The sequence below is a fragment of the Actinoplanes flavus genome, from assembly GCF_017592555.1.
Lineage (GTDB): Bacteria > Actinomycetota > Actinomycetes > Mycobacteriales > Micromonosporaceae > Actinoplanes > Actinoplanes flavus.
Genome location: NZ_JAGFNS010000033.1, coordinates 43,419 through 64,541, shown reverse-complemented (window position 1 = coordinate 64,541; position 21,123 = coordinate 43,419). Strand labels below are relative to the sequence as shown.

At 71.4% G+C, this 21,123-nt stretch carries 18 protein-coding genes and 1 pseudogene; 10 read left to right on the top strand and 9 right to left on the bottom strand.

The window, feature by feature from the left end:
• Positions 1-102 precede the first annotated feature (102 nt).
• A complete protein-coding gene (locus J5X75_RS36350) occupies positions 103-1,215 on the top strand; it encodes a glycosyltransferase family 39 protein (RefSeq protein ID WP_208472139.1) in 1,113 nt (370 codons plus the stop codon).
• An 11-nt stretch (positions 1,216-1,226) separates the two neighbouring features.
• Positions 1,227-1,742, top strand: a complete 516-nt coding sequence (locus J5X75_RS36345; protein WP_208472138.1) for a putative immunity protein — start codon at positions 1,227-1,229, stop codon at positions 1,740-1,742.
• A gap of 261 nt (positions 1,743-2,003) precedes the next feature.
• On the opposite strand, the gene J5X75_RS36340 is transcribed toward J5X75_RS36345, so the two are convergent.
• From J5X75_RS36340 to J5X75_RS36320, 5 genes are all read right to left on the bottom strand, one after another.
• The gene (locus J5X75_RS36340; RefSeq protein ID WP_208472137.1) at positions 2,004-2,450 is read right to left on the bottom strand and encodes a lamin tail domain-containing protein; all 447 of its coding nucleotides are present in this window, start codon (positions 2,448-2,450) and stop codon (positions 2,004-2,006) included.
• Positions 2,451-3,001: 551 nt separating this feature from the next.
• On the bottom strand, positions 3,002-5,842 hold the full coding sequence (gene rph, locus J5X75_RS36335) for a rifamycin-inactivating phosphotransferase (RefSeq protein WP_208472136.1): 2,841 nt from the start codon (positions 5,840-5,842) through the stop codon (positions 3,002-3,004).
• Positions 5,843-5,950: 108 nt separating this feature from the next.
• Positions 5,951-6,361, bottom strand: coding sequence for a DUF6114 domain-containing protein (locus tag J5X75_RS36330; RefSeq protein ID WP_208472135.1), 411 nt, complete (start codon positions 6,359-6,361; stop codon positions 5,951-5,953).
• Between the two features lie 2 nt (positions 6,362-6,363).
• Entirely contained in the window at positions 6,364-6,966 is a 603-nt protein-coding gene (locus tag J5X75_RS36325; RefSeq protein WP_204297933.1) for a DUF6230 family protein, read from the bottom strand.
• A gap of 117 nt (positions 6,967-7,083) precedes the next feature.
• Positions 7,084-7,815 (bottom strand): TetR/AcrR family transcriptional regulator, encoded by a 732-nt coding sequence (locus J5X75_RS36320; RefSeq protein WP_208472134.1) that lies wholly within the window; start codon positions 7,813-7,815, stop codon positions 7,084-7,086.
• 142 nt (positions 7,816-7,957) lie between these two features.
• On the opposite strand from J5X75_RS36320, the gene J5X75_RS36315 reads away from it, so the two are divergent.
• On the top strand, positions 7,958-8,860 hold the full coding sequence (locus tag J5X75_RS36315) for a hypothetical protein (RefSeq protein ID WP_208472133.1): 903 nt from the start codon (positions 7,958-7,960) through the stop codon (positions 8,858-8,860).
• A gap of 19 nt (positions 8,861-8,879) precedes the next feature.
• Entirely contained in the window at positions 8,880-9,539 is a 660-nt protein-coding gene (locus J5X75_RS45725; RefSeq protein WP_208472132.1) for a Tat pathway signal sequence domain protein, read from the top strand.
• Between the two features lie 19 nt (positions 9,540-9,558).
• Here the strand turns inward: J5X75_RS45725 and J5X75_RS36305 are convergent, their stop codons facing one another.
• Entirely contained in the window at positions 9,559-10,248 is a 690-nt protein-coding gene (locus J5X75_RS36305) for a TetR/AcrR family transcriptional regulator (RefSeq protein WP_208472131.1), read from the bottom strand.
• 99 nt (positions 10,249-10,347) lie between these two features.
• Here J5X75_RS36305 and J5X75_RS36300 point away from each other — a divergent pair, with 99 nt between their 5' ends.
• The 6 genes from J5X75_RS36300 to J5X75_RS36275 are packed head-to-tail and all read left to right on the top strand — an operon-like array spanning position 10,348 to position 17,964.
• Positions 10,348-11,283: a hydroxymethylglutaryl-CoA lyase gene (locus tag J5X75_RS36300; RefSeq protein ID WP_208472182.1), complete on the top strand. Its 936-nt coding sequence runs from the start codon at positions 10,348-10,350 to the stop codon at positions 11,281-11,283.
• Positions 11,280-12,851, top strand: coding sequence for a carboxyl transferase domain-containing protein (locus tag J5X75_RS36295; RefSeq protein ID WP_208472130.1), 1,572 nt, complete (start codon positions 11,280-11,282; stop codon positions 12,849-12,851). The genes J5X75_RS36300 and J5X75_RS36295 overlap by 4 nt, the downstream gene beginning before the upstream one ends.
• Before the next feature lie 5 nt (positions 12,852-12,856).
• Positions 12,857-14,821 (top strand): acetyl/propionyl/methylcrotonyl-CoA carboxylase subunit alpha, encoded by a 1,965-nt coding sequence (locus tag J5X75_RS36290; protein ID WP_208472129.1) that lies wholly within the window; start codon positions 12,857-12,859, stop codon positions 14,819-14,821.
• A gap of 58 nt (positions 14,822-14,879) precedes the next feature.
• Positions 14,880-15,614 (top strand): leucine-rich repeat domain-containing protein, encoded by a 735-nt coding sequence (locus J5X75_RS36285; RefSeq protein ID WP_208472128.1) that lies wholly within the window; start codon positions 14,880-14,882, stop codon positions 15,612-15,614.
• Positions 15,611-16,741 (top strand): AAA family ATPase, encoded by a 1,131-nt coding sequence (locus J5X75_RS36280; RefSeq protein WP_208472127.1) that lies wholly within the window; start codon positions 15,611-15,613, stop codon positions 16,739-16,741. Before J5X75_RS36285 ends, J5X75_RS36280 begins: the two co-directional genes overlap by 4 nt.
• A complete protein-coding gene (locus J5X75_RS36275; RefSeq protein WP_208472126.1) occupies positions 16,738-17,964 on the top strand; it encodes a vWA domain-containing protein in 1,227 nt (408 codons plus the stop codon). Before J5X75_RS36280 ends, J5X75_RS36275 begins: the two co-directional genes overlap by 4 nt.
• 25 nt (positions 17,965-17,989) lie before the next feature.
• On the opposite strand, the gene J5X75_RS44970 is transcribed toward J5X75_RS36275, so the two are convergent.
• The 3 genes and pseudogenes from J5X75_RS44970 to J5X75_RS36265 form a co-directional block, all read right to left on the bottom strand.
• Positions 17,990-18,589: a leucine-rich repeat domain-containing protein gene (locus J5X75_RS44970; RefSeq protein WP_238490582.1), complete on the bottom strand. Its 600-nt coding sequence runs from the start codon at positions 18,587-18,589 to the stop codon at positions 17,990-17,992.
• Between the two features lie 1,839 nt (positions 18,590-20,428).
• Positions 20,429-20,824: pseudogene (locus tag J5X75_RS44965) on the bottom strand (cation diffusion facilitator family transporter); the annotation flags it as partial.
• Entirely contained in the window at positions 20,821-21,117 is a 297-nt protein-coding gene (locus tag J5X75_RS36265) for an ArsR/SmtB family transcription factor (RefSeq protein ID WP_372451006.1), read from the bottom strand. The pseudogene J5X75_RS44965 and the gene J5X75_RS36265, both read right to left, overlap by 4 nt.
• Positions 21,118-21,123 lie beyond the last annotated feature (6 nt).

Sequence of the window (21,123 nt, the reverse complement as noted above, 5' to 3'; positions counted from 1 at the left end):
GACCCCGCCGCCGACCGGCTCGCCCGGCTCCGCACCGCGGCCCGCCACGCGGCCCCGGCGATCTACCTCTACCTGCTGCTGCGCACGGTCAGCCTCTGGGTCATGCACATCCTGGCGTCCCACGCGGCGGTCCGGTCCCCGGGCCGGCAGGTCTTCCCGGACGGTTCGATCAACAACCAGTGGCGAAGCTTCACCTCGATCCTAGACGCGCTGCTGTCCTGGGACGGCCGCTGGTACGCGAAAATCGCAGGTGGCGGACTGGGCGGCCCGGTCGGTGCGGTCGACGCCGACGGCATCCCGTACGAGATGCGCCTGGTTTTCTTCCCGCTCTACCCGTGGCTGGCCCGCCCGCTGACCTTCCTGGGCATCTCCCCCGAGGTCGCGTGCCTGATCGTCTCGTTCGTCTCGGCGATCGCGGCCGCCTGGGGCCTGTACGCCATCGGCCGCCACGTCCGCGACCACCGCACCGGCGTCATGCTGGCCGCCGTCTGGGCCGTGGTGCCCGCCGCCCTGACCCAGAACGGCGCCTACACCGAGTCGCTGTTCACCGCGCTCGCCGCCTGGGCGCTCTACGCCGTACTCAAGGAGCGCTGGCTGATCGCCGGGGCGCTCGCCTGCGTGGCCGGGCTGAGCCGTCCCACCGCCGCCGTGCTGATCGGCACCGTCGGCCTGGCCGCGCTGGTCGCCGCCTTCTCCCGGCGCGGCGGCTGGCGACCGTACGCGGCCATGGCCCTGGCCCCGGCTGGGCTGCTCGCCTACATCGCCTACGCCTCGGCCAAGCTCGGCGGTTACGAACGTTACTTCGGCATTCACGAGAACACGTTCGGTGCACGGTGGGACTACTTCGAGAACACCTGGAACATGTCCACCGACATCCTCATCGGCGTGGACGACGACAATTCACAGAAGCCCATCCGGGTGCTGTCCCTGCTGTTCCTGGCCGGTTTCATCCTGCTGCTGGCCCTGCTGGTCAGCCGGGCCCCGTGGCAACTCACCGTCTTCGCGGCCGTCATGCTCATCATGGCCACCGGCTCCCGCACCCACATGTCGATGGTGGGCCGGCACCTGCTGCCCGCGTTCCCGGTCCTGCTGGTGCCGGCGCTGCTGCTGGCCCGCCTCAAGAACCGCGACCTGATCATCGTGCTCGGCGCCCTGGCCCTGCTGTCCGGCTGGTATGCGGGCTGGCTCCCGTTCATCTCCGGCCAGGCCATCTGACGACGCTCGCCATGATCCTGCCGAAGGTCCGCGATCCGCGTTTCATCACGCTGCGCCGTGGTGGAAGCCTCACCGACGAGAACCACCATCTGCTCGCACTGTGGGCGGCCACCTGCGCCGAGCATGTACTGCACCTGTTCGAGGCGGAACACCCGGACGACCCCCGGCCCCGCGAGGCGATCGCACACGCCCGCGCCTGGACCCGCGGCGAGGTACGGATGATGCAGGCACGAGCGGCCGGTGGGCACGCGATGGGCGCGGCCCGGGATCTGCGCGGCGCGGCCCGGCACGCGGCCTACGCGGCGGGCCAGGCCGCAGTCGTCGCCCACGTGGCCGCGCACGAGCTGGGCGCGGCCGCCTACGCCATCAAGGCCGTCCGCGCCGCCGCCCCGAAGGCCGGCGCCGCATCCGCCGGCCGCCGCGAATGCCGATGGCAACGTGACCAGCTCCCCGCCCCGATCCGGGAGCTGGTCCTCGACGACCAGCGCCTGCGCAACGACATCTGCTGGTCGGTCTTCGACTGCTGACGCGCGGTCCGCGTCTCCCTTCCGCCATTTCCGGTACGCCTACGTGCGCCCCCGCTGACGCGAGACCCGCGTCTCCCCTCCACCACTTTCCGGTACGCCCACGTGCACCGCCGTGGCGCGAGGTCCGCGTCTCCCCTCCACCGTTTCCGGTACGCCCACGTGCACCGCCGTGGCGGACGGAGCGGGCAGCAACCGCTCGCCGGCCGGGCGGAACGGCTCTACCGGAACGACGATGGCGTCCGGCGTACCGGAAGGTGGTTGTCAGCAGGCGACGCGGGTGCGGCCCGACTTGTTGCCCCACTTGCAGGTGTCGTGGGTCTTGCCGGCCTTGGTACGCAGCGTGGCGGTGTCGCCGGTGTTGTTCCAGACGTAGTTTCCGGAACCCCAGTACAGGTGGGTCTTCGTGTTCGTGCCCTTGCCGGTGTGCAGGTAGACCTTGCCGCCGTTCGCGGCGATGGTGACATTGCCGAAGGTGTACGTCTTAGACTTGTCAACAATTGACCAGCCGGACAGGTTGACGGCCTTGCTGCTCGTGTTGACGAGAGCGATCCACTCAGCATTGAGGGACGTGTTGGAGCGGGTGTCCTTGCCTGGGGAGTCGTACTGCGTGGAGTGGAACCGCAGAGCGGGTGCGGCGGCCTGGGCCGGGGTGGTGCTGACCAGGGTGGCGGCGACCGCGACGACGGCCCCCAGGATGGTACGGCGCATGAAAGGTGTATCTCCTCGTGTCCGAAACGGAATACCGCATTCTCGCGCGCTCAACGGTAAACCGGCGACGGACGCCGGGTCCGCCGATCGATCAGTCTTCGGCGCCGAAAGTCGGCAGACACCGAAAGTCGGCCGACGCCAAGAGTCAGCGGATACGGCAAGAGCCGACGGATACGGAAAGCCGGCGAACGGCTCGGGCCTTTCGCGGCCCGGGCGGCATGCTGCGCGACCCACACCACCAGACCACCCGGCCTTGAACGCCATACCACCGAAAACGGTGGCAAATCGTCCAAGATCGGCGTGTGAGAGGTGCGGGCGGCGCGACGCCGTGCCCCCGAGAGTCAGCGGCGGGCGAGGGCAGGCGACGGAAGGCGACGGGTGGGCGGCAGGCAGTCCAGTAGGCGGCAAGTGGCCAGCAGGCGGCGACGGCGGACGGCGGCGGGTGACAGGCAACGAGCGGGCAGGCAACGAGCGGGCACGCAAGCGGCGAGCGAGCGGCGACGGACGGCGAGCGCCGGGCGGCAACGAGCGACGAGGGGCGGGCGGTGGGGTTAGAGGATTTCGACGTAGCCGTGTGTTCCGTGGACGCGGATGCGCTGACCGTCTTTGATCATGGTGGTGGCGTTTTCCACGCCGACTACCGCGGGCAGGCCGTATTCCCGGGCGATCACCGCGCCGTGGGTCATCAGGCCGCCGACCTCGGTGACCAGGCCGCCCACCGTGACGAAAGCCGGTGTCCAGCTCGGGTCGGTGAACGGGGTGACCAGGATGTCGCCGGGCGCCAGGTCGGCGTCGGCCAGGTCGTGCAGGACGCGGGCCCGGCCCTCGACGGTTCCGGCCGAGACCGCCAGCCCGGCCAGCGCCCCGGGCGGCAGGTCGTCACGCCGGTAGACGCCGGTGACGATCTCGCCGTCCGAGGTGAGGACCCGCGGCGGGGTGAGCGCCTGATACGACCGGAACGCGTCCCGGCGGTCACGGATGAGACGGGCGTCGGCGTGCTTCGTTCGTACGATGTCGTGAAGTTCGTCAAGGTTGAGGTAATAGATGTCGTCAACATTGACGAGCACCCCGGCATCGACCAGGCGACGGGCCTCCTCCAGCAGCGCCAACTTGTAGATCAGATAGCGGCTGACCAGGTGATACTTCGGATATTCGCGGTAGCCGATGAAGGTACGGACCCGGTCGATCATCCGTTTCGTCTCGACGGCCTTGGCCTCGCCGTCCGGCAGTTCCCGCAGGCGGGCGAGCACCTCCCGCTCCTTGCGAGCGGCCTCCCGCAGGCCGTGCTCGACGCGGCGGGCACGGGCGCCGGGTTCGGCGTTGCGGATGTTGCTGAGAATCATCGGCACGATCGCGAGCGGGTGTTCGCTCCACCGCGGCCGCGTGATGTCGATCTCGCCGACGCAGCGCATGCCGTACTCGTCGAGAAAACCCTGGATCGCGGCGCGCGCAGGCTCCGGGAGCCGGTCCAGGAAGCCGTCGTCCGCGGCTTGCGACAGAAGATCAACAGCTTCGGGGTACGGACGGAGCGCATCCGCGACGTCCAGGAGCGCCAGCCCCATCTCCGAGGTGACATTGCCCGGGGCGGACAGGCTGAGCGTGTCGGCGGCGCTCTTCTCCCCCAGCCAGGCTTCCAGGTTCTCGTTGAGCCACCAGGTGGCGTCCATCCCGGCCATGATCGCCTGCATGTTCCGGGGTTCGAACAGGGTTCGCCGGATGCCCTGGATGTCGGCGATGACGAAGTCGATCAGCTCCGGCCCGGACCTGCCCGCGATGTCCTGTTCGAGCGTGGCGAGTTCGGCCTGCCGCAACCGGATCAGGTCAGCGACGACGGCCGGGTCGGTCGCGATGGGTTCCGGACGGTCCAGGCCCGGCGTGGGCGGGGTCTCCGCCGGCGGCGGCGGGAGAAAGCCCTCGCGGTCGAGGACGGCCCGCAGCGCGTCGCCGATCAGCGGATCCGACCTGGTCAGGGCCTCAGCCAGGGCCGCGCCGACGGCCGGTGACGCGAGCCGGCTGGTCACGTCGACGAACAACCGGCCGCCCGCGTCGACCATGTGGCCGGGCGAGGTCAGCTTCCACACCGACAGGCCGAGCGGGGCGATCGCCTCGGTCATCATCTGCTGGTGGCCGACCGAGACGTATACGTGATTGTCGTCGTCGGTGGTCTCCGGAACGGGGAAGAGCGTGGTGATCGGCCGGCTCTGCACGATCGCGAACCCGTCGGCGTCCAGGCACCATTCGATGTCCTGCGGGCCGCCGAAGTGGGCCTCGATGCGCCGACCGATGTCGGCCAGGAGCAGCGCCTCGTCGTCGGTGAGGACAGGCGGCTCCCCCAGCGGCGACCCGGCCTCACGATGGCCGGCGCGATCGGGACCATCAACACGACCGACACCGTCAACACGACCGGAACCATCAACACGACCGGAACCATCAACACGACCGGAACCATCAACACGACCGGAACCATCAACACGACCGGAACCATCAACACGACCGGAACCATCAACACGACCGGAACCATCAACACGACCGGGACCGTCGACGCGACCGGGGCGGGCGAGGCTGGCGGGGCCGGCAGCGCGCGCCCGGACCGTGACCGCGCCGTCGCGCACCCGGTAGACGTCCGCGTTCACCTGCCCGGAGACCAGCGCCTCACCGAGCCCGGGGGCCGCGTCGATGGAGGTGACCTTCCGGTCGCCGCTGACCGGGTCGGCGGTGAACATGATCCCGGCGGCCCGTGGGTTGACCATCTCCTGGACGACGACGGCCATCCGCACCGTACGGTGGTCGATGCCGTTGCGCAGCCGATAGGCGACGGCCCGCTCGGCGAAGAGCGAGGCCCAGCAGCGGCGTACGTGTTCCGGCACCGCCCCGGCCGCGACGTTCAGGTAGGTGTCGTGCTGCCCGGCGAAGGAGGCGGCCGCCGAGTCCTCGCCGGTCGCGCTGGACCGGACGGCGTAGGTGGTGTCCGCGCGCAGCGGCAGGCTGATCTCCGGTGGCAGCGGGATCGACTCGACGGTGTGGCGCAGTTCCGCGCTGAGCGCGCGGATCGTCTCCCGGTCCTCCGGGCCGGCCGTGGCCAGTTCGTCCAGCAGGTCCCGGATCGCGGGGACGATCAGGTCGTACGCCTCGGTGGTCACGACGAACCCGGACGGCACTCGGAGCCCGCCGATCCGGCCCAGTTCGCCGAGGTTCGCGCCCTTCCCCCCGGCGAGGGCGGTCGCCGCCCCACCGATCCGGCCCAATTCGCCGAGGTTCGCGCCCTCGCCCCCGGCGAGGGCAGTCGCCGCCCCACCGATCCGGCCCAGTTCGCCGAGGTTCGCGCCCTTGCCCCCGGCGAGGGTGGTCGCCGTCCGGTCGATCTCCGTCAACGTCACGATATAGCGGCTCACCAGGCGATTCTGGCCGATGTACCGGGCCTTGCGGCAAGCCCCCGTCGCGGAGATACGGTAGAGATGGAGGGGAACGGCCAGCCTGATGGTGTGCGGGCGGAGAAGCTCCTAGGCGACCCCCTCGGAGCCGTCCTCGGCGGTCTCGGGGGTCCAGGCGAAGGCGAGCGCACCGCCGATCAGGGTGAGCAGCAGCCCGATGATGAAGCCGCCCATGTTGGACGTGATCCACGAGGCGAGCGCGCCGACGACGCAGATCAGTGAGTAGAAGAGGCGCTGGGCCGGGTTGAACCAGAGCAGCAGGCCGCACAGCACGATCACGACCGGGATCAGGTAGCCGATGAAGCCCTGCATCCCGACGTGCAGGACGACGCCGAGCGGGGCCCACACGGTGAACAGGATCTCCGCGCCGCCGAGCAGGACGAACAGGCCGGCCCAGAACGGGCGGGCGTGCCGCCACGCGCCCCAGGCCCGCCAGGCTCGGGTGCCTGGCGAGACCCGGGCGCCGTCGAGGTCCGGCATGGTCAGCAGCCGTCCGAGGTGAAGGCCATCCGCAGGTTGGGCAGGTAGAACGTGGCCGCGGTGGTGGCGTAGTTGTTCTGCCGCAGGTTGGTGAGGGTGACCTCTTCGGCCTGCTGGCCGAAGACCCCGATCGCGCCCTTCTTGCCGGGCACCCGGTCGAGGGTGCTGGCGTCCTGGCCGATGTCGATGGTCTTGAAGGTGGCGTTCGCGGTGATCACGTCGGAGTCGACGACGAGGGTGTCGGCGGTGACCTTGTTGGTCGGGCTCCCGGCAGTGATCTTGAGGTTGATGCCGCCGAGGGCGATGCTCTGGCACAGGCCGTCGAGCTCGGCGTCGCGGATGGCGGAGACGATGACGAGCACCTGGCCGCCGGTGTCGCCCTCGTTGGGGCTGCCCGGCGCCATGTTGTCGATCTCGGCGTACTGGGCGAAGCCGTACCCGTGCAATTTGGGCGAGGTGACGGTGAACGGCATGCCGGAGATGGAGAACGAGGCCGCGAGCACCCCCTTGCCGGTGAGCAGGATCAGGCCGGCGGTCGCCGCGAGGCCGCCGAGCAGCATCGCGGTGAACCGGCGCCAGCGGGTCCGGCCGTATGTGGAGGACATGCACTCTCCCCTGCGAAAAGACGCTGTGCGAGCACTGCGGATGCCGCACATTGGCGCTACTCGATGGATTTCGGCGAAGTTACGCCCCAGTAACGAGAGCCGTCAAGACGCGTTCGGTCAGTGAAAAACCTCGTCGGTATCTGACGTGGCGCACGGGGCCACCACCCGATCGCCGGACGGCTTCGCGGCCAGCTCGGCGGCGGCACCGTCCCGGCCCAGGAACGGGGCCATCATGAAGTAGCCGAGCATCGGCAGCAGGTCCGGCAGCTGCGCGACCCGGCCGCCGGCGACGTGCCGGTAGATGGTCGCGTAGACGCCGCCGACCACGGTGTCGACCAGACCGTCCGGGACCGGTGGGGCATCGGCGAAGAAGCGCGCGAACCGGCCCAGCAGCTCGGCCCTCTCCCGGCGCGCCAGGGGACCCGCCGCGTCGATCTCCACGATCGCCATGGTGGCGAACGCCGGAACGCTGGCCAGCACGTCGAGCAGCACTTTCAGGGCGGCGCGGGCACCGGTGCGCCAGTCGCCGGCCGCCGCGTACGACGAGTCCATCAGCGACAGCAGCACCCCGGTGCCGTGCCGGTACGTGTCGAGGAACGCGTCCTCCTTGCCGGCGAACAGCGCGTAGAACGCCGGCCTGGTCACCCCGGCCGCCGCGCAGATGTCGCTGACCCGCGCGTTCGCGTAGCCCTTCTCGGCGACCGTGTGCACGAGCGCGTCGTAGAGCCGCTCGCGCTGCCGGGCGGCCACCGCCTCGGGCGTCATGGACCGTGGACCACGCTTGATGGCCCGGGCCGGGTCACGTCCGGCCCGGGCGCCGGGAAGCGGGCCGACCACCGCATCGGTCATCGACATCCCCCAATGTCTTGACATCGGATACCGCGCAGGTTTCTCATACCGAAAGGTACGGACCTCGATGGTTGCCTTCAATCCCCGGAACGCTGCGGAAACGGCCGGGCCACCTCCTTCGACGACAAGAAGGGTGGCGCCCATGCCCGCGTCACGGCTCACCTCCGTCCTCGCCTCGATCGCCGCCACGGTCCTCGTCCTCGGTGCCGCGTCCCCGGCACACGCCGACCCGGGCGGCGCCTACACCGGCCTCGGCGACTGCCCGCTCACCGCCGCGACCATGAAGGATCCGGCGAACCTCCAGGTCGGCTGCGTCCACTCGGTCACCGGCGGCGGCAGCATCACGATCGGCACCACCACGGTGACCTTCGAGGACCCGATCATCGTCCAGTTCGGCATCTACTGGCCGGCGAGCGCGCCGGTCCGCGAGTTCCCGGACGGCAGCGCCGCCAACGTCTACTCGACCGTCCCCGCGGCTGGCGGCAAGACCCTGATCGCGAAGCCGCTCGAGGTCACCCTGCCCGGCATCGGCAACCTGATCCCCGGCGTGACGAGCGTCTTCGCCCAGGTGGAACTGGCCGGACCGATCACCGAGTTCGTCCCGCTGGCCACCGGCTCCAACACCCCGGTCTTCACGCTGCCGGTCAAGCTGCGCCTGCGCAACGCGCTCTTCGGCGGCCGCTGCTACATCGGCTCGGACGCCGCCCCGATCCGGTTCCAGCCGACCACCGGCACCACCAGCCCGCCGCCGCCCAACCGGCCGGCCACCGGCGACCCGGGCACGCTGAACATCGTCCCCGACCCCAACGGTTTCCAGACCCTCGGCGCCGGCTTCACCGGCGCGACCCTGGTCGACAACGCGTACGCCGTACCGAAGGCGCACGGCTGCGGCCTCATCCCGGGCAGCCTCGACGCCATCATCAACCTGGCCTTCGGCCTGCCGTCGGCGGCCGGGAAGAACGCGGTGGTGTTCAGCGCCAACGACACGGCGCTCGCCATCTCCCCCAGCTGGGACGACCTGACCCAGGCACTAGCCGCCTCCTGATAGAGAAGGGTGCACCCCCATGCACAGCAAGCGCATCATCGTCGCCGTCCTGACCGGCGCGCTCGTTCCCCTGTTGATCGGCGCCGCACCGGCGCTGGCCGACGACGACACCGTGCTCACCGCCGGCGCACCGGCCGGCACCGCGGTCGCCGCCGGTGACACCATCGCGTCCGGCCTGGCCCCCGGCACCCAGGCGGTCTTCGCCACCGCCGCGGCCGGCGCGAACGGCATGAAGTGCAAGACCTCCAGCCTCAGCGCGGTGGTCGACGACAACCCCACCGCGCCCGGGGCGGCCGCCCTCAGCGCCACCCTCGGACTCGCCGACTGCACCGTCACCGGGGTGATCGGGGTCCTCGGCGTCAACAGCGTGGCGATCAACAACCAGCCCTACACCACCACGGTCGCCAGCGACGGCACGGTCACGGTGAGCGGCACGGACACCGCGCCGATCTCCGCCACCCTCGTGCTGCGCACCCTGCTCGGCACGGTGACCTGCGTCTTCACGGCAGACAAGAACACCATCACCGGTACGGCGGACAACGCCGACAACTCGATCAGCTTCACCGACCAGCAGTTCAACAAGTTCAGCGGACCGGCCGCCTGCGTGACGAACGGCTACTTCACCGCGAAGTACACCCCGGTCGTCGACTCGGCGGGGTCGCCGGTATTCGTCAACTGACGGCCGGAACAACCCGAAGTCAGCTGACGGCCGGGACACCCGCCGGCAGTCGGCCCGGCGCCCGCTGGACGGTCGCGATCGCGCTCGCGATGCGGTCGTCCAGCGCGGCGCCCTGCTCCGTGGAACCGGTCAGCCCACCGAGGATCTCCCGGGCGAACCGGCTCGCGATCTCCTCCACCGACTGGGTGCCGTCCGGCTGATACCACGTCCACGCGTAGTTGCACATGCCGAAGACGTGGAACGCCGTCATCCGCGGGTCGCTGGTGTGCAGCACTCCCCGCCGGGCCCCGTCGGCCAGGATGTCCACCACGATCTGGGTGTAGCCGACCCGCTGCTGGCGGACGAAATCGTTGAGCTCGCCCTCGAAGTAGCGGATCAGCTCCCGCAGGCAGGCCAGGCTCGCCGCCCGGTCGTCGCGGTGCGCCGCCAGCAGCGCGTAGATCATCGCCACGAGCCGGCCCACCGGGTCGTCCAGCTCGGCGAGAATGAACTCCGCCTCGGCGAACCGCCGGCCGAAATAGGCCTCGTGCAGCTCCCCGAGCAGCGCCTCTTTGCTGCGGAAGTGATGAACGATGGTGCCCTTGCTCAGACCCAACTCGGCGGCGATGTCCCCGAGGCTGGTGTCGGCGTAACCGCGGCGCGCCACGTGCTCGGCGAACACCCGCAGGATGGCGTCTCGGGAGCTGGCGCGTGCGGGCCGGACGGTCACCCGCCCACTATACGAAGATCCCTCCGGCTGCCGCCAGTGCTTGTTGACCGTACGTGCGGTCAGTTAAGGTCCGAACGAGCAACCCCAGGAGGTATCGCCGTGACCGCATACGGCGTCACACCGTTGTCCGGGCTACCGGCCCGCGTCACGATCTGCGAGGTCGGGCCCCGCGACGGACTGCAGAACGAGGCCCGGCCGCTGCCGGCCGAGGTCAAGGCCGAATTCATCGAACGGCTCGTCGACGCCGGTCACACCGTGGTCGAGGCGACCAGCTTCGTGCACCCGAAATGGGTTCCCCAGCTCGCCGACGCCGAGGAACTGCTCGGCCGGCTGACGTTCGCCGACGGCGTCCGCTATCCGGTGCTGGTGCCCAACGAGCGCGGCCTGGACCGGGCGCTCGCCCTCGGGGTCCGCGACATCGCGGTGTTCGCCAGTGCCACCGAGACGTTCGCCCGGCGCAACCTGAACCGCACCGTCGACGAGTCGCTGACCATGTTCGGGCCGGTCGTCGAGCGTGCCCGTCGTGAAGACGTGCGCGTTCGCGCGTACCTCTCGATGTGTTTCGGTGATCCCTGGGAGGGTGAGGTGCCCGCCCAGCGGGTGGTCGACGTGGCGAAACGCCTGATGGCGATGGGGTGCACCGAACTCAGCCTGGGCGACACGATCGGCGTGGCCACCCCCGGCCGGGTCGCGGCGCTGCTCGGCGCGCTGACCGCCGAGGGCATCGGCATCGGCGACATCGCCGTGCACTTCCACGACACGTACGGGCAGGCGCTCGCCAACACCCTGACCGCCCTCCAGCACGGCGTCACGACCGTGGACGCGTCGGCGGGCGGGCTCGGCGGCTGCCCGTACGCGAAGAGCGCCACCGGCAACCTGGCCACCGAGGACCTGCTGTGGCAGCTCGCCGGGCTCGGCATCGAAACCGGCGTCGACCTGCGCAAACTGATCGACACGAGCGTCTGGATGGCGGAACACCTGGGCCGCCCCAGCCCTTCACGAACCGTGACCGCCCTTGCTGAGGAGAACCGATGACCGCACATCCGGTGCTGGGCACACGCGTGGACCCGGGCGGTGACCAGTTCACCCGCAACGCCGAGGCGCACCGCGCGCTGGTCGCCTACCTGAACGCGACACTGGCCACCGCCCGGCTCGGCGGACCGGAGAAGTCCCGCGCCCGGCACGTCGAACGCGGCAAGCTGCTCCCCCGCGACCGCGTCGACACCCTGGTCGACCCGTCGTCGCCGTTCCTGGAGCTCTCCCCGCTGGCCGCGCACGGCCTGTACGACGGGCAGGCGCCGGCCGCCGGGATGGTCACCGGGATCGGGCGGGTCGCCGGGCGCGAGTGCGTGATCGTCGCCAACGACGCCACGGTCAAGGGCGGCACCTACTACCCGATGACCGTGAAGAAGCACCTGCGCGCCCAGGAGGTGGCGCTGCACAACCGGCTGCCCTGCATCTACCTGGTCGACTCCGGCGGCGCGTTCCTGCCCAAGCAGGACGAGGTGTTCCCGGACCGCGACCACTTCGGGCGGATCTTCTACAACCAGGCGCAACTGTCGGCGCGGCGGATCCCGCAGATCGCGGCCGTGCTGGGCTCGTGCACGGCCGGTGGGGCGTACGTGCCGGCCATGTCCGACGAGGCGGTCATCGTCCGCGACCAGGGCACCATCTTCCTGGGCGGGCCGCCGCTGGTGAAGGCGGCCACCGGCGAGGTCGTCACGGCCGAGGAACTGGGTGGCGGGGACGTGCACGCCCGTACCTCCGGGGTGGTCGACCACCTGGCCGACGACGACGCCGACGCGCTGCGGATCGTCCGGTCCATCGTGTCCACGTTCGGGCCGCGGACGCCCGCGCCGTGGCAGCGGATCGCCGTCGAGGAGCCGGCCGTCGACCCGGCCGACCTGTACGGCGCGGTGCCCACCGACCCGCGGATCCCCTACGACGTACGGGAGGTCATCGCCCGGATCGTCGACGGCTCCCGGTTCGGCGAGTTCAAGCCGGACTACGGGACCACGCTGGTCACCGGGTTCGCGCACATCCACGGCCACCCGGTCGGGATCGTCGCCAACAACGGGGTGCTGTTCTCCGAGTCGGCCATGAAGGGCGCGCACTTCATCGAACTGTGCGACCAGCGCGGCATCCCGCTGGTGTTCCTGCAGAACATCACCGGGTTCATGGTGGGCCGCGAGTACGAGGCGGGCGGCATCGCCAAACACGGGGCGAAGCTGGTCACCGCGGTCGCCACCACCCGGGTCCCGAAGCTGACCGTGGTGATCGGCGGCTCGTTCGGGGCCGGTAACTACGCCATGTGCGGCCGCGCCTACTCGCCCCGGTTCCTGTTCATGTGGCCCAACGCGCGGATCTCGGTGATGGGTGGTGAACAGGCCGCCCTCGTGCTGGGGACGGTCGGGTCCGGCAACGACCCGGACGCCATCCGGGCCCAGTACGAGACGCAGGGCCACCCCTACTACTCGACCGCGCGGCTCTGGGACGACGGGGTCATCGACCCGGCCGACACCCGTACCGTCCTCGGTCTGTCCCTGTCCGTCGCCGCCAACGCGCCCCTCGCCGACCCGGCGTTCGGCGTCTTCCGGATGTGAGCGCCATGTTCTCGACAGTCCTCGTCGCCAACCGCGGTGAGATCGCCGTCCGTGTCATCCGCACGCTGCGGCGCCTCGGGATCCGCTCGGTCGCCGTCCACTCCGACGCGGACGCCGGCGCGCCGCACGTCACGGCCGCCGACCTGGCGGTCCGCATCGGCCCGGCCGCGGCCGCCTCGTCGTACCTCTCGATCGAGGCCATCGTCGCGGCGGCGCGCAGCACGGGCGCCGAGGCCGTCCACCCGGGCTACGGCTTCCTGTCCGAGAACACCGCCTTCGCGGCCGCGTGCGAGGCCGCCGGGCTGGTCTTCATCGGGCCGCCGGCCACGGCGATCGACGCGATGGGCGACAAGATTCGCGCCAAGCAGACCGTGGCGAAGGCCGGCGTTCCGGTCGTCCCCGGCTCCGAGGGCGTCGGGCTCTCCGACGCGGAACTGACCGCGGCGATCACCGGGATCGGCTATCCGGTGCTGCTCAAACCGTCGGCCGGCGGCGGCGGCAAGGGCATGCGCGAGGTGCACCGGGCCGAGGACCTGGCGGCCGCGCTGGCGAGCGCCCGGCGGGAGGCGCGTGGCTCGTTCGGCGACGACACGCTGCTCGCCGAACGGCTCGTCACCACGCCACGGCACATCGAGATCCAGGTGCTCGCCGACTGGCACGGCAACGTCACCCACCTCGGCGAGCGCGAGTGCTCCCTGCAACGCCGCCACCAGAAGATCGTCGAGGAGGCGCCGTCGCCGCTGCTCAGCGACGAGCAGCGGCAGGCCATGGGCGCGGCCGCCTGCGACGCGGCCCGCGCCTGCGGGTACGTGGGCGCCGGCACCGTGGAGTTCATCGTCGCCGGTGACCGGCCCGACCACTGGTACTTCATGGAGATGAACACCCGGCTCCAGGTCGAGCATCCGGTCACCGAGGAGGTGTACGGGGTCGATCTGGTCGAGGCGCAACTGCGCATCGCGGCCGGCGAGGTGGCGCCGTGGCCGGTCTCGCCGCGGCCGCGCGGGCACGCGATCGAGGTGCGGGTGTACGCCGAGGACCCGGCCGCCGGATTCCTGCCGACCGGGGGCCGGATCCTGGCCCTGCGCGAGCCCACCGGTGTCCGGGTCGACTCCGGGGTGGCCGAGGGCGGCGTGGTCGGCTCCGACTACGACCCGATGCTTTCCAAGATCATTTCGTACGGGGCGGACCGGGCCGAGGCGCTGCACCGGCTCGACGCCGCCCTGGCCGGGACGGTGCTGCTCGGGCTCGGCACCAACATCGGTTTCCTGCGGGCGCTGCTCGCCGACCCCGACGTCCGGGCCGGGAACCTCGACACCGGCCTGGTCGGCCGCCGCCTCGACACGCTCACCGGCCAGGACCTGCCGTCCGACGTGCTCGGCGCCGCTGTCGGGCTGGCCCTGCTCGACCTGGAACCGGCCACGCCCGCTCTGGCCGACCCGTTCGACGTCCCCGGCGGGTGGCGGCTCGGCGACCGGGCCTGGACCACCCGGCGGATCAGTGCGGCCGGGCACGAGCCGGTCGTCATCCGGTACCGGGGGCGGGCCGCCGACGCCGAGATCAGCATCGACGGCGGGCCGCCGGTACGGATCGCCACCCGGGCCGACGGACGGCACACGCAGGACGGGGTAACCCGCACCTACGCGTACGCCCGGGACGCGGCCGGGGTGCTGTGGATCGGGCGCGACGGGCGGGCCTGGGCGCTGCACGACCACGAGGCGCTGGACGCCGGAGCCGACGGGACCGCCGGAGCGGGTGGCCCGATCCTGTCACCCATGCCCGGAACCGTCACCGTCGTCGCCGTCAGCGAGGGCGACCGGGTCACCGCCGGGCAGACCGTCGCCGTCGTCGAGGCCATGAAGATGGAACACGCCCTCACCGCCCCGGTCGACGGCACGGTCACCGAACTGCGTGCCCGGGCCGGCGCGACGGTCGCCAAGGACGCGATCCTCCTGGTGATCGAGGCGGATTAGCCGTGCACGGCGCCGAGCGCGATCCAGCCGGTCGCACTCGGCGCCTAGCATGTGCGGCGTGCCGGAGATCGAGAAGATGTCGCCGAAGGAACGGATCGAGGCCGCACGCGCGGCGCGGTCACCCACCCTGGACCTGTCCCGGTGTGGTCTCGATGAGCTGCCGAAGGCCGTTCGCAAGCTGACCCATCTGCGGTCGCTGACGCTGCGGTTCAACAACATCGAGGACCTGCCGCACTGGCTGACCGAACTCGATCAGCTGGTCGAGCTCGACGTCCAGGCGAACGACCTGGCCGGGGTGCCCGCGGTCCTCGCCGACCTGACCGGCCTGCGCGTGCTCGTTCTGGACGAGAACAACCTGGAGGACGAGCCGCTCGACGTCCTCGGCGGGCTGACCGACCTCACCCACCTCTCGCTGGTCGACACGCGCGCGGGCCGGCTTCCGGAGAGCATCGGCGACCTGACCCGGCTGACCGACCTCGACCTGTACCTGAACTGGTTCAACTGCACCCCGGAGAGCCTGCCGGACACGCTCGGGCAGCTCACCAACCTGACCCGGCTGGAGCTGGCCGGCAACGGCCTGTCGACGGTGCCGGAGTGGATCCGCCGCCTGACGAATTTGCGGGTCCTCGGGCTGTGGAGGAACGAGATCGACGAGTACCCGCAATGGCTCGGTGAGCTGACCGCGCTCACCGAGCTGACGCTGCCCGACGACCCCGACGACGAGCTGCTCGCCGTTCTTCGCCGGCTGCCTCACCTGCGGAAGATCAACGACGAGGACGTGGATCCGCGATGACCGCCGGCGCCTTCACCTACGTGACGTACGGGACCGAGTGCGACCCCGGCGAGCTCGTGCAGTTCCTCGACCACGCGATGACCGTCAACGACCGGCTGGCCACCGAGGGCCGGCACCAGACCCCGGTGTGCGTGTGGGGCCGGCACGGGATTGGGAAGACCGAGATCGTCGAGTCCGTGGCCGCCGCCCGCCGCGTGCCGCTGGTGTCGATCGCGCCGGCGCAGTTCGAGGAGATGGGCGACCTGCTCGGCATGCCGGTGGTGGTCGACGGCGGCACCGCGACCCGCATGGCGCCGCCGGAATGGGTGCCCCGGCAGGACGGGCCGGGCATCCTGCTGATCGACGACGTCAACCGCGCCGACGACCGGATCCTGCGCGGCATGATGCAGTTGCTGCAACGGTCCGCCCTGACCTCGTGGCGGCTGCCGGCACGGTGGCAGATCGTGCTCACCGCCAATCCGGACGGCGGTGACTACTCGGTGACGCCGATGGACGACGCGATGCTCACCCGGATGCTGCACGTGACGTTGCGCTTCGACGTGAAACGGTGGGCGGGCTGGGCCGAGGCGCACGACGTCGACCCGCGCGGCATCGCGTTCGTGCTGGCGTACCCCGAGACGGTGACCGGATCACGCACCACGCCGCGTACGCTCGTCCAGTTCTTCGACCGGATCCGCGACATCACCGACCTGCGGGCGAATCTCGGCCTGGTCACCATGCTCGGCGAGGCCTGTCTGGACAGTGCCACCGTGTCGGCCTTCGTGGCCTTCGTCAACCGAGGTCTGGACGTGCTGGTGACCCCCGAGGAGATCCTCGGGGCCAAGCAGTTCGGCCCCGTCGCCGCACGGCTGACCGAACTGGCCGACCAGGGCGCCGAACGCCGGGTCGACATCCTCGCCGCGGTCTGTACCCGGCTGGTCAACGTCCTGGCGGCGCGCCGGGCGAAGCTGACCGCGACCGAGGTGGACAACCTTCGGTCGATGCTGCGGCTCGATGCGCTGCCCGAGGACATGCGGCTGGCGCTGGCCCAGGACCTGGCCATGCTGGACGGTACGGTCGGCGCGTCGCGGGTGCTCAGCGACCCGGCCACGGCACGGATGCTGCTGATGGCGGGACCGATGCGGTGAACGAGCCGCCCGGCGCGCGGTCGGTCCGTGCCGGCGTCGACGCGGTCGCCCGGGATCTCCTGATCCGCGAGCCGTTCTTCGGGCACCTGCTGGTCGGCACGATCCGGTCGGTCGGTGCCGGCGGCGCGGCGGTCCGGCTGGTACCGAACCCGGTGGCGCCCGGCCTGGAGATCGGGACGGGCGAGTGGTCGGCGCTGACCCCCGCGGCCCGGACCGCCGCGCTCAAGCACGAACTGCTGCACCTGGCGCTCAAGCATCCCCTGCGCGGCCGGGCGTACGCGTCACGGCAGCTCTGGGACCTGGCCTGTGATCTGGTGGTCAACCAGCTGATGGACGTTTCCGACCTCCCCGGCGCGATCACCGCCGGGCAGCTTCGGCTGTCACCGGACCGTTCCGCGGACGAGTACTACGAGCTGCTGCGGGAGCCGTTCCGGGCGGCCTGCCACGCCGGCGCCGACGGGAGCTGCGACAGCGGCGCGGACGGCGCCGTGGAGGCCATCCGGCGCTGGCTGGCGGGTCCCGGGGCGGCCCGGCATCACGGGTGGCCGGAGTTCACCGCGCTGCCGTCGGCGACGCTGTCGACGTACACGCACAGCGTCGACGACCTGGTCGCCTCGACCGTACGCCGGGCCCGGCGCCGGGGCTGGGGTTCCCTGCCCGCCGCATTGGTCGCCCGGCTGGAGCTTGTCGACAGGCCTCCGGAGATCCCGTGGCAGCGGGTGTTACGGCTGTTCGGGGCGACCAGCGAACGGACCCTCGTACGTAACGTGATGTCCCGGCCGTCGAAGCGGTACGGCACCGCGCCGGGCACCCGGGTTCGCCGGCGAACCCGGCTGGTGGTCGCGGTCGACACCTCGGGCAGCGTCTCCACCGCCGACATCGCCGCGTTCTTCGCCGAGATCCACGGGATGTGGCGGCGCGGGGCGGACATCACCGTGCTGGAAGCCGACGCCGAGGTGCACCGCGAGTACCGGTACCGGGGGCGGGCGCCGGCGGCGGTGACCGGCCGGGGTGGCACCTGCCTACGGCCGGTACTGGTGCGGGCCAACGAGCTCGCCGCCGACGGGCTGGTCTATCTCACCGACGGTCACGCGCCGAGCCCGTGCGAGCTGTGCGTCCGGCCCCGCATGCCGGTGCTGTGGGTGCTGACGGCCGACGGCGTGGCGCCGGAAGCCTCCCGCCTGCCCGGGCGCAAGATCCGCCTGACATCGCACGCGCGGTAGGTGGGAAGACCCGGTGCGACGGCGGTCAGGCGTCCGCCAGATCGGTCCGGACGGTGACGCCACGCCCCCGCAGGCGGGCGATCAGGTCCCGGTTGGTCGCGTCGTCGTCGAGCGACGCACCCTCCAGCAGCAGCTGGCGCAGCTTCGGAAGGCCGGTCAGCCAGTCGGGGAGCCGGCGCAGCCGGGTCCCCCGCAGGTTCAGCCCCACCAGGTTCGGCATCGCGCCCATGGAGTCCGGCAGCGCGGCGACGTGCTGGTGGCTGATATCCAGATGGGCCAGCCCGGTGAGCCCGTCGAACCGATCCGGCAGCGTGGTCAGGTGGACGGGCCAGGGCGGCTTCCAGTTGGACAGGCCCAGGCTGAGCCGCACCAGACCGCCCATCGCGAACAGGACCTCCGGGACCTGGGCGAGGTGATTGTTGGACAGGTCCAGATGACGCAGGTCGCGCAGTTCCGCGATCCCGGCCGGCAGCGAGGTGAGCCGGTTGCGTCCCAGGTCGAGGGTGTGCAGCCCGGTGAGGCGTCCGATGTCGTCGGGCAGTTCCACCAGGCCGGCCTGCTCGATGCGAAGGTGGCCCAGGTCGGTCAGGTCCAGGACGTACGGCGGCAGGTGCGTGAACGTCATCCAGCCACCGCTGACGTCCAGCCTCCGCCCGAACCGGTCGGGATCCCGCCGGGCGATGAGCAGGGTGAGCAGCCGGACCCCGTCGATCGTGCCGGGGCACAGCTCGGCCAGATCGTGTACGGCGGACATCACGTCCCATGAGGTGGCCGAGTCACGGAACACGTTCGTCCGGGCGAACGCGCCGGCCAGCGCGTCCCGCAACGCCGCCGGGGCGTGTTCGGCGAGCAGTTTCTGGGCACCGCTGCGGACCGGCCGGCCCAGCCGGGTGTCCTTCCCGACGACGATCAGCTCCTCCAGCAGCCCCGGCGGCAGGCCACCCTGCCGGGCCAGGTCCACCGCCAGCTTGATGGTGGCCTCGTCCGGTGACGTCAGCAGCGCCCGGAGCCGGGCGGCCAGTTCCTCCCCCTCGCCGGCGACCCCGGACAGCGGCTGCGGTGCGACCCGGTCGAGCAGGTCACGCAGCTGGGACTCCAGAATCAGCGGGACGCCGGCATCCAGGTGTGCCAGCGCCCGGCCCTTGTGCTGCTCACCGACGACGACCAGCCGGGTCGCCGGGCCGGGCCGGCGTTGCAGGGTGGCACCCAGCTCCGCGAGCCGGTCGGCCAGCACCGCCAGATCGGAATTGATCTTCCCTGCCGGCAACACCCCGTCACCCGGGCGCAGGCCACCCTCCGGAACGGTGAGCCGGTCGGCCAGCAGCCGTTGCGCGGCCTGCCGGACCGCCGGCACGCCCGAGTCCATCGCCGCCACCAGGTCGCGTACGCCGGACTGTTCCGCCGTGCCGTCGCCGGTGCCGAACAACAGCGCCACGTGCAACAGGCGCTCCGGCGCCGGCAGGTCCCGGCGCGCGAAGTCGGTCCGCAACGCCCGGATCTGACCGGGCCGGACGGCCTCGCCGCCGCGCTCGAAGGTGAACTCCTCCAGGGACGGCACCTGGACCAGCCGAGTCAAGGTGCCGGTGGGCAACGGCCCGCGGGCGTGGGCACTCACCTCCAGCCGGGCCAGCCTCGGCAGGTCCGCGAGCGCCGCCAGCGTCTCCTCGTCGTCGCCCCAGACGTCCACCCACTCCAGGTTGACGAACTCCCGCAGCCGGGCGCCGGGTCTCCCGCCGGCCCGGAGACGGCGCACCGCCGCGGGGCCGGCCGCGCGTGCGGCCTCCATGCCGCGGAACAGTGGCGGATCCAGGTGGGCGAACAACTCCGCGTACCCCGGATGGGACCACATGGGGGCCAGCGCCATGTCGTCGCGGATCAACCAGAGGGAACCGTCGTGACGCTTTCCGGCGGCCACCATCCGCACCACCCGGTCCCGGTCACCCAGTGCGAAGTAGACCCGGGCCGCGCAATGGAAGATCTTCGGGTACGCCGGTCCGTGCGGCAGCGCCGCGGCCAGGTAGACGCGCGCCCGTTCCGGGTCGATCGGGTCGGCATACTCGTGGTACAGCGTCTCCAGCGCCGCGCAGTAGGTCTTCGCCCGCAGATCCGGCAGGGTCACCAGGTCGTCGAAGAGAACAGGCGCCTCGGCCACCCGGCCGGCGGACGCGAACCCGGCGACCTCCTCGCGCTTGCTCGCCGAGCCGGCTGCCAGGATCTGCCGCCGCTCCACCGGCTCCAGCGCCCGCCACGTCGCCGCATTCTCCCGCTTCAGCGACCTCGCGAGCGCGGCCGCCTGACCCGTACGCAGGCATTCCCGCACCGCCGCCACGTCCTGCCACATCCGTCGTACGCTCCCTGTCCGGCCGTCCGGCCGCCGAGTGTGGCACCCGGGAACAACTTTTCGAAACCGTGGTCGAGCGTTCCGGTACCCATCGTCGAGGTCAGCGGAGCAGTCGTGGCGCCGCAGCGGCATGACCACGACCGAGGTCGCGGCGACGGCGATCCCCACGGGTGACGTGCCGGCCTGCTCCGCGCCGAGCAGTGAGCGGGCGGCGTCGACGGTGACCCAGGCGGCCAGGGCGAAGAACGACACGGCGATCAGGCGCAGCGCGAGCCGTTCGCGGGCTTCGGGGACCCGGGATCGGAACTGCCAGACCACCACCAGTGCGGAGGACACCTCGACGAAGGAGTCCAGGCCGAAACCGAGCAGGGCGGTGGAGGATGCCGCAGTCCCCGCGGTGACCGCGACGACACCTTCGGCGAGGTTGTATCCGGCGGTCGCGTAGGCCAGATTCAGGCTGCGCCGGTTGAGTTGCGCGCGGCGTCGCGGCGACACGGTCAGGTTGATCGGACTGTTCACCTGGTCACCGTCTCGGCGGTGGCGGCGTTCTCGCCGGGCCCGTGGCCCGGGAAGAGCGCCACGGCCGCGCCGGTCGCCGCGAGCACGCCCTCGGCGGCGGCCAGCAGATCCAGCAGTTCGGGCCGGGTCAGGGCATAGAACGACTGCCGGCCTTCGACGCGGTAGTCGACCAGCCCGCAGTCGCGCGGGCAGGCCAGATGTTTGGACACCGTGGACTGAGCGAGACCGAGCTCGCCGGTCAGGTCGACGACGCGGGCCTCGCCGGCCGCGAGGCGTTGCACGCCTGAGAGCATGGGAGC